This window comes from Pseudomonas fuscovaginae SE-1 (assembly GCF_000364705.1).
In the GTDB taxonomy this organism is placed as follows: Bacteria; Pseudomonadota; Gammaproteobacteria; order Pseudomonadales; family Pseudomonadaceae; genus Aquipseudomonas; species Aquipseudomonas fuscovaginae_A.
On the sequence record NZ_AQOH01000096.1, the window covers coordinates 1 to 6806 of the forward strand.

The 6806-nt window shown below is 61.3% G+C and carries 6 protein-coding genes and 1 pseudogene; 2 read left to right on the forward strand and 5 right to left on the reverse strand.

The window, feature by feature from the left end; genetic code table 11:
* Together K675_RS0110770 and K675_RS0110775 are read right to left on the reverse strand one after the other, a co-directional pair.
* On the reverse strand, positions 1 to 1141 hold a 1141-nt coding region (locus K675_RS0110770), incomplete at its 3' end, for a MalY/PatB family protein (RefSeq protein WP_017903531.1).
* A 106-nt stretch (positions 1142 to 1247) separates the two neighbouring features.
* On the reverse strand, positions 1248 to 2816 hold the full coding sequence (locus tag K675_RS0110775; protein ID WP_017903532.1) for a sensor domain-containing diguanylate cyclase: 1569 nt from the start codon (positions 2814 to 2816) through the stop codon (positions 1248 to 1250).
* 182 nt (positions 2817 to 2998) lie between these two features.
* On the opposite strand from K675_RS0110775, the gene K675_RS0110780 reads away from it, so the two are divergent.
* Complete coding sequence (locus tag K675_RS0110780; RefSeq protein ID WP_017903533.1) at positions 2999 to 3217, forward strand: hypothetical protein; 219 nt, start codon at positions 2999 to 3001, stop codon at positions 3215 to 3217.
* A gap of 1 nt (position 3218) precedes the next feature.
* Here K675_RS0110780 and K675_RS0110785 read toward each other — a convergent pair whose 3' ends face one another.
* On the reverse strand, positions 3219 to 4844 hold the full coding sequence (locus tag K675_RS0110785; protein WP_017903534.1) for an NADP-dependent glyceraldehyde-3-phosphate dehydrogenase: 1626 nt from the start codon (positions 4842 to 4844) through the stop codon (positions 3219 to 3221).
* Positions 4845 to 5023: 179 nt separating this feature from the next.
* On the opposite strand from K675_RS0110785, the gene K675_RS0110790 reads away from it, so the two are divergent.
* On the forward strand, positions 5024 to 5653 hold the full coding sequence (locus K675_RS0110790; RefSeq protein ID WP_017903535.1) for a LysE family translocator: 630 nt from the start codon (positions 5024 to 5026) through the stop codon (positions 5651 to 5653).
* Positions 5654 to 5683: 30 nt separating this feature from the next.
* Here K675_RS0110790 and K675_RS0110795 read toward each other — a convergent pair whose 3' ends face one another.
* Together K675_RS0110795 and K675_RS33600 are read right to left on the reverse strand one after the other, a co-directional pair.
* Complete coding sequence (locus K675_RS0110795) at positions 5684 to 6388, reverse strand: ATP-binding cassette domain-containing protein (protein WP_017903536.1); 705 nt, start codon at positions 6386 to 6388, stop codon at positions 5684 to 5686.
* Positions 6388 to 6806, reverse strand: a pseudogene (locus K675_RS33600) (ABC transporter permease); the annotation flags it as partial. The pseudogene K675_RS33600 and the gene K675_RS0110795, both read right to left, overlap by 1 nt.

Genomic DNA, 6806 nt, shown 5'->3' on the forward strand with positions numbered 1-6806 from the left:
GGCGCAGGCTGTTTTCCATCCGACTGATCCCTTCCTCCAGCAGGGCCCGCGGGCAGCCGAAGTTCAGGCGGACGAACTGCCGGGCCTCGTCGGCGAATTCCACGCCGGCGCTCAGGCCGACCCTGGCCTGGTCGAGGAAGAACTGGTAGGGATCCTCCAAGCCCGATGCACTGCAATCGAGCCAGGCCAGGTAGGTACCCTGGGCCGGTTGCATGACCACGCCCGGCAGGCGGGTCTGTACCGCGTGCTGCAGGTAATCGCGGTTGCCCTGCAGATACTCCACCAGCGCCTTGAGCCACGGTCCGCATTCGCGGTAGGCGGTTGTCGTGGCTTCCAGGCCGAGAGTGTTGACGCTGTCGACCATGCCGCCACGAGCGGCGTTGAAGCGCTCGCGTACCACCGGATCCTGGATGATCGCATAGGCGGTCTTCAGGCCCGCGATGTTGTAGGCCTTGCTCGCCGACATGAGGGTGATGGTGCGTTTGGCGATCTCCGGGCTGAGGGAGGCCGTGGGCACATGGCGGCGTCCGTCATAGCAGAGGTCGGCATGGATTTCGTCGGAGATGATCAGTGCGCCGCGTTCCAGGCAGGCCTCGGCCACCTGTTGCAGCTCTTCCCGGGGGAAGACCTTGCCCAGTGGATTGTGCGGGTTGCTCAGCAACAGCGCACCGCCGTCCTGCAGCGCATCGCGCAGGGCGACGACGGGGGTGACGTAGTCGCCCTGGGCGTCACGTTCGAAGGGCAGTTCGACCTTCGGCAGGTTCCAGTTGCCCGGCGCCAGGCGCAGCGGGCGATAGTTCGGCGTCTGTACCACGACGTTGCGTCCCGGTTGCACGAAGGCGCGCAGGGCCATGTTGAAACCCGGCTCGACACCCGGCAGGAATACCAGCTCCTGAGGCTCGATCCGCCAGGCGTACTTGTTCCACAGGTCGACGACGATGGCCTCGCGCAAGGCATCCTGGGCCACGCTGTAACCCAGTTGTGGATGTTCGAGGCGCTGGTGCAGGGCCCGGGTGATTTCGTTCGCCACCGGCAGGTCCATGTCCGCCACCCACATGGGCAGGACATCGGTGGGGTAGCGGCTCCACTTGGTGCTGCCGGTGTGGCGGCGGTCGAGCAGGGTGTCGAAGTTGAAAGTCATGCTGGCGGAAAGTCTCGCGGGAAGTCCCCGAAGGGAGCGGGTGTACGGAATCTGCAGAGAGGGGGTGGCAGCACGCTGGCCCGCTGTCTGTCGCGTGATGGCCAGTCTACCCGGTCGTGGTGGCCGGTGGCACTGCTTCGACGCGATTGCGCCCCTTGCCCTTGGCCCGGTACAGGGCCAGGTCGGCTTCCTTGAGGGCCTGGGCGACGGTCTCGCCTTCCCGTGGCCAGTCGATGACGCCCAGGGATACCGTGACCGGTATGCCGTTCGGGCTTTCGGTGTAGGCCATGGCGCTGCGCAGCCGTTCGGCGACCTGAAGCGCCTGGTCCAGCGGCGTGGCGGGCAACAGCATGAGGAACTCCTCCCCGCCCTGGCGGCAGAGCACGTCGCTCTCGCGCGAGTGTCGGCGCATCTGTTGGGCCACATGTTGCAGCACCAGGTCGCCAGCGCTGTGCCCGTAGTTGTCGTTGACCTGCTTGAAATGGTCGATATCCAGGGCCAGCACCGAAAAAGGCTGGCGGTGGCTTTCCCAGTCCTCGAGGATCAGCTGCAGGCCACGTCGGTTGGTCAGGCCGGTGAGCGAGTCGGTGACGTTTTCCAGGTTGAGCCGGCCCAGTTGCTGGTGCAGGGACATCAGGGCCTTCTGCATGGCGTTTTTCAATTGTGCCGCCTCGTAGTACCAGGCCTTGACCTTGCTTACCGACTGCGCGGCACTCGAGGCGCCCCAGTGCTCGGTCGAGTTGGCCAGTTGCCAGAGCGGCTTGGTGATCAGCGAGGACAGCCACCAGATTGCCAGCAATGACAGCAGCGACAGCGGCACGGCGTAGCCGGCCACCTCCAGCATCAGTCGCTGCAGGCCTTCGAGGGTGATGTCGGTCGGCCGTTGGCTGATCACCCCCCAGCCGATACGGGGTACCGGGGCATAGCCGGTCAACATGTCGATGCCCTTGGAGTTGGTCAGTCGCCGGCTGCCGGTCGCTCCGGTGATGACCGCATCGATCGCCGGATTGCCCTTGATCACCTCGCCGATCCGCGTGGGGTCCTGGTGGTAGATCAGCCGGCCCTGGGTATCGACCACATAGAGGTAGGAGCCGTCGCGGTAGTAGTGCTCGCCCAGCAGCGAGTGCAGGATGTTCGGTTCGTTCAGGTAGATGCCGGCACCGAGGTAGCCCAGGTAATTGCCCTCACCATCGAAGATCGGATGGGATATCTGGATCATCAGGTGGTTGTTGTTGCCGACATAGGGGCTCGAAATGTAGGGCTGGCGCGAGGCGCTGGCCTGGCGGGTGCCTTCGCTGACGGAAAGGGTTCCAGTCAGATGCATCGACTGTGGCGAGGACGCGATGATCCTGTTGTCGGCGCGAATGATCACCACCGAGTTGAAGCTGTTGGTCTGGCGACGCAGGCGGTGCGTCTCCTGCCACAGTTGTTCCGGCTGGTCCCAGATTGCCGGCAGCAGGTTGGCGCTCAGGGCCAGTTGTTGCTGGGTCGACTTGAGGAAGTCGTCGGTGGAGCTGGCCAGTTTTGCCGCGTAGATGCGGTTGGCTTCCAGGGTCTGGGCCATCAGGAAATTGCGCTGGGTCTGGTAACTGGCGAAGAACAGGTTGCCGGCGGTCAGGGTGACAACGGCAAGCGAGAGCAACAGGATCAGTCGGCGCAGGTCGATACGTGGCATGAGTTTCTTATGAGAATGGCGGGAGCGATGGCCGAGGGAGCCTTGGGGTAATGATAGAACAGTGCGGCCTGCAGAACGAAAGGGCAGCAGGTCGGCGAGTGAAAAAATGCCGTTCCACGACGAACGTTTTTCGCCAATGGCGCCCTAACGTCCTGGTTATCCGATCTGAAAAGGACAGCGGTATGACACTTTTGCTGATCATTGCCCTGGAGTTCGGCGCCATCGGGGCGGCCATCTGGGCATTGGGGCATTTCGACAGGCGGCCACGGCAGCGCTGGGCCATGCGCCAGCCGAGTGTCAACGGCAACTATGGCCCCGAACGGGAAGGCTCCCTCGAACTGTTCGGGGAAGCCATCCTGGTGGTTTCGCTGGTGTTGCTTGCGGTGTATCTGTTTCTCTGACTCAGAAGATGTAGTCGGTGGTCAGGAAACTCGACTCGCGATTACGGATGATGTCGCTGATCAGCGCCTTGTTGCTTTCCTGGAACCTGGTCGCCACCAACGTGCGGATCGAGAATACCCGTAGCGCGTCGTGGACCGAGAGAGTGCCCTCGGCGGAGTTCTTGCGGCCGTTGAACGGGTAGGTGTCCGGACCGCGCTGGCACTGGGCGTTGATGTTGATCCGACCGACCTGGTTGGCGAAGGTGTCCACCAGCCGCCCGACCTGGGCCGAATTCGTGCCGAAGATGCTCAGTTGCTGGCCGAAGTCCGACTCCAGCACGTAGTCGATCACCGTTTCCAGATCGCGGTAGGGCACGATCGGTACCACCGGGCCGAACTGCTCCTCCTGATACACGCGCATCTGCGCATTCACCGGGTACAGCACCGCCGGGTAGAAGAACGAGGCACGGGTCTGGCCGCCGCCGGGGTTGACCACCCGCGCGCCCTTGGCGACGGCATCTGCCACCAGCCCCTCCAGGTAGTCGACCTTGCTCGCCTCCGGCAGCGGCGTCAGCGCCACGCCGTTGTCCCAGGGCATGCCGGGCAGCAGGCCCTGGACCTTGCGATTGAATTTCTCGATGAAACTGTCGACCACGTCCTCGTGGACGAAAAGTATCTTCAGCGCCGTGCAACGCTGGCCGTTGAACGACAGCGAACCGGTCACCGATTCGTTGACCGCGTTGTCCAGGTCGACCTCCGGCAGGACGATGCCGGGGTTTTTCGCGTCCAGTCCCAGGGCCGCACGCAGGCGGTGCGGGCGCGGGTGCAGTTTCTTCAGGTCGCTGGCGGCCTTGTTGGTGCCGATGAAGGCGAAGATGTCGATCTTGCCGCTGGCCATCAGGGCGCTCACGGTTTCCCGGCCACTGCCATAGATCACGTTGATCACCCCGGCGGGGAAACTGTCGCGGAAGGCCTCCAGCAACGGGCGGATCAGCAGCACGCCGAGCTTGGCCGGTTTGAACACCACGGTGTTGCCCATGATCAGCGCCGGGATCAGGGTGGTGAAGGTCTCGTTCAGCGGATAGTTGTAAGGGCCCATGCACAGTGCCACGCCCATGGGCGCGCGGCGGATCTGGCCGAGGGTGTCCTGTTCCAGCTCGAAGCGGCTGGAGCGGCGGTCCAGTTCCTTGAGGGCGTTGATGGTATCGATGATGTAGTCGCAGGTGCGGTCGAACTCCTTCTCCGAGTCCTTGAGGTTCTTACCGATTTCCCACATCAGCAGCTTGACCACCACCTCGCGCTGTTCGCGCATGCGCCGCAGGAAGGCTTCGACGTGTTGGATACGCTCGGCCACCCGCATCGTCGGCCATTGGCCCTGGCCGCGGTCATAGGCACGAACCGCGGCGTCGAGGGCGGTGAGGGCGGTTTCGGCGTCCAGCAGCGGGGTGCTGCCGAGTATCACCTGTTCGTCGCCATTGGCACCGGCCAGGTACACCGGGCTGCGTACTTGCGCCAGCGGGCCGTTCCAGGTGCGCAAGGCGCCGTCGACCAGGTAGTCGCGTTGTTCCAGTTGACCCTCGAGCCGGTACTTTTCCGGAATGTCCGCAGCCTTGGGAAACAGTGAGTCGAGCAGCTTCTGATCGGTCATGAGGCAATACCCTGTCTGGAAGGAAGGACGCTGAAACGCTTCAGTGCTTCCTGCTGTTTTATCACGAAACATCTTAGTCCCGTCCAGTACAAACGGCAGGTCGGCAGGGCGCGGTTGAAGGCCGGTGGTTCAGGCCGCAGAATGACGCCCGGTTTTCATCTTCAAGGCGACCTTCATTTATGACGTTGGCAACGTTGCTTCTGTTCCTGATCAGTTCCGCGGCGATCATCGCCATGCCTGGCCCGACCGTACTGCTGGCTCTGCACAACGGTTCCAACCACGGTGTGCGGGCGGCGGCCTGGGGCATGGCAGGTGCGGTGCTGGCCGATGCCGTGCTGGTCACGGCGGTGGCTTGTGGCCTGGGCATCCTGTTGCAGGCCAGCGAAACGCTGTTCCAGGCGGTGAAGTGGGTGGGGGCGGGTTACCTGGTGTGGCTCGGCTGGAAAATGCTGCGTTCGAGCGGGACCCTGGCCGAGGTGCCGGTGCAGCAGGGCTCGAGCCCTAGTGCCGGGCTGTTCGTGCGCTGCTTCGTGGTGGCGTTGACCAACCCCAAGGCGCTGCTGTTCATGTCGGCCTTCCTGCCGCAGTTCATCGACAGCACGCAGCCGCAACTGCCGCAGTACGCAGCGCTGGCGGTGGTACTGACGTTGCTCAACGTCAGCATCATGCTGTTCTACGCATTGTGTGGTGCGCGGTTGCTGAGCCGTTTGCAGGGCGGGCACCTGCGGGTGTTCAGCCGGGTGACCGGCGGGTTGTTGATGACGCTGGGTGGGGTGTTGGCGTTTTATCGGCGGGGGACTGCGGCCTGAGGATCCAGTCCGTTGTATCGGCCGTCTTCTTCAGCAAGCCATGGCGTTGATGAACGCCTCATCAAGCGAATGGGCACTGTAGCGGTCCCGAAATGATTGCCCATCGGCAAAACGCCGGAACTGCTTTTGACTGATCATGTAAAAACAGTCGCTGTGTTCGGCGATCTCATCGACATTGTGCGACGAAACCAGAATCGCCTTCCCGCTTCGAGCCGCACCATGCAGGCACTGCCAGATATAATGCCTGAACTCCGGGTCCACTCCCGCCGTTGGCTCATCAAGAATGATCAGGTCAGCCTCCATCGACAGCAGTGAAAGGGTGAAGAACCAGCGTTTCTCGCCATAACTGCATAGCGATGACTTCTTCTTCCAGATTTCCTGATAGCGCTCCGTGATGCTCGGACTCCATAACGAAAGCCTACTCAACACCTGTGCTTGGGAAACCTGTTTGGATGAGCACAGCAGGTTGGTCATCCTGAATATGTCGAACATGCGAAGGGCCGGAGGGGTTGTCAGGATCTGTGAGAGATAGAGCTGCTTGACGAAGGTATTGATCACCTCGCCTTTGGTGGGTTTTCTCAGTTTGCAGATGATGTCGAAAAAGGTGGTTTTCCCTGAGCCGTTTGCACCCAGCAATCCGGTAATTGCTCCGGCCTCAGCCGTGAGCGAAGCCTCCTCGAAAATGATCTTGTTGCCATAATTGAAGGACAGGTGGTTGGCTTGCAAGGAAATCATCAGTAACGGCTCCATACAGGGTTGATGCGAAGCAGCTTTACGTTGATGGCTGTGCAGGTGCTAAAAAGGAAAAAAGAGAGTATGGCCAATCCATATTGCTGATTGAAACCTTGCGCTATGAGTTGGGAGGTATGCCATAGGGGGTTGCTAGCGTTGAGAATCTCAAGGATGAAATTATCTGAAGTGCCTTTTGATAAGCCGAGAACCAGCATGGCTAGCGACAGCGCTGATAATAAAGTATTGGCGTTCTGAAAGTTGATTGGCAGGAGTGTTAGTATGGATCCTAGCGAGCAGAAAAGCATGTAGCATATCTGGAAGTTTATCAGGATGGCAATGAATTCGTTGAATGAGTAAAGTTGGAAGGGTAGGCGTGTGCTCAAGTAAAAGGCGGTGCAGTAGATGGCTGATATGGCTAAAA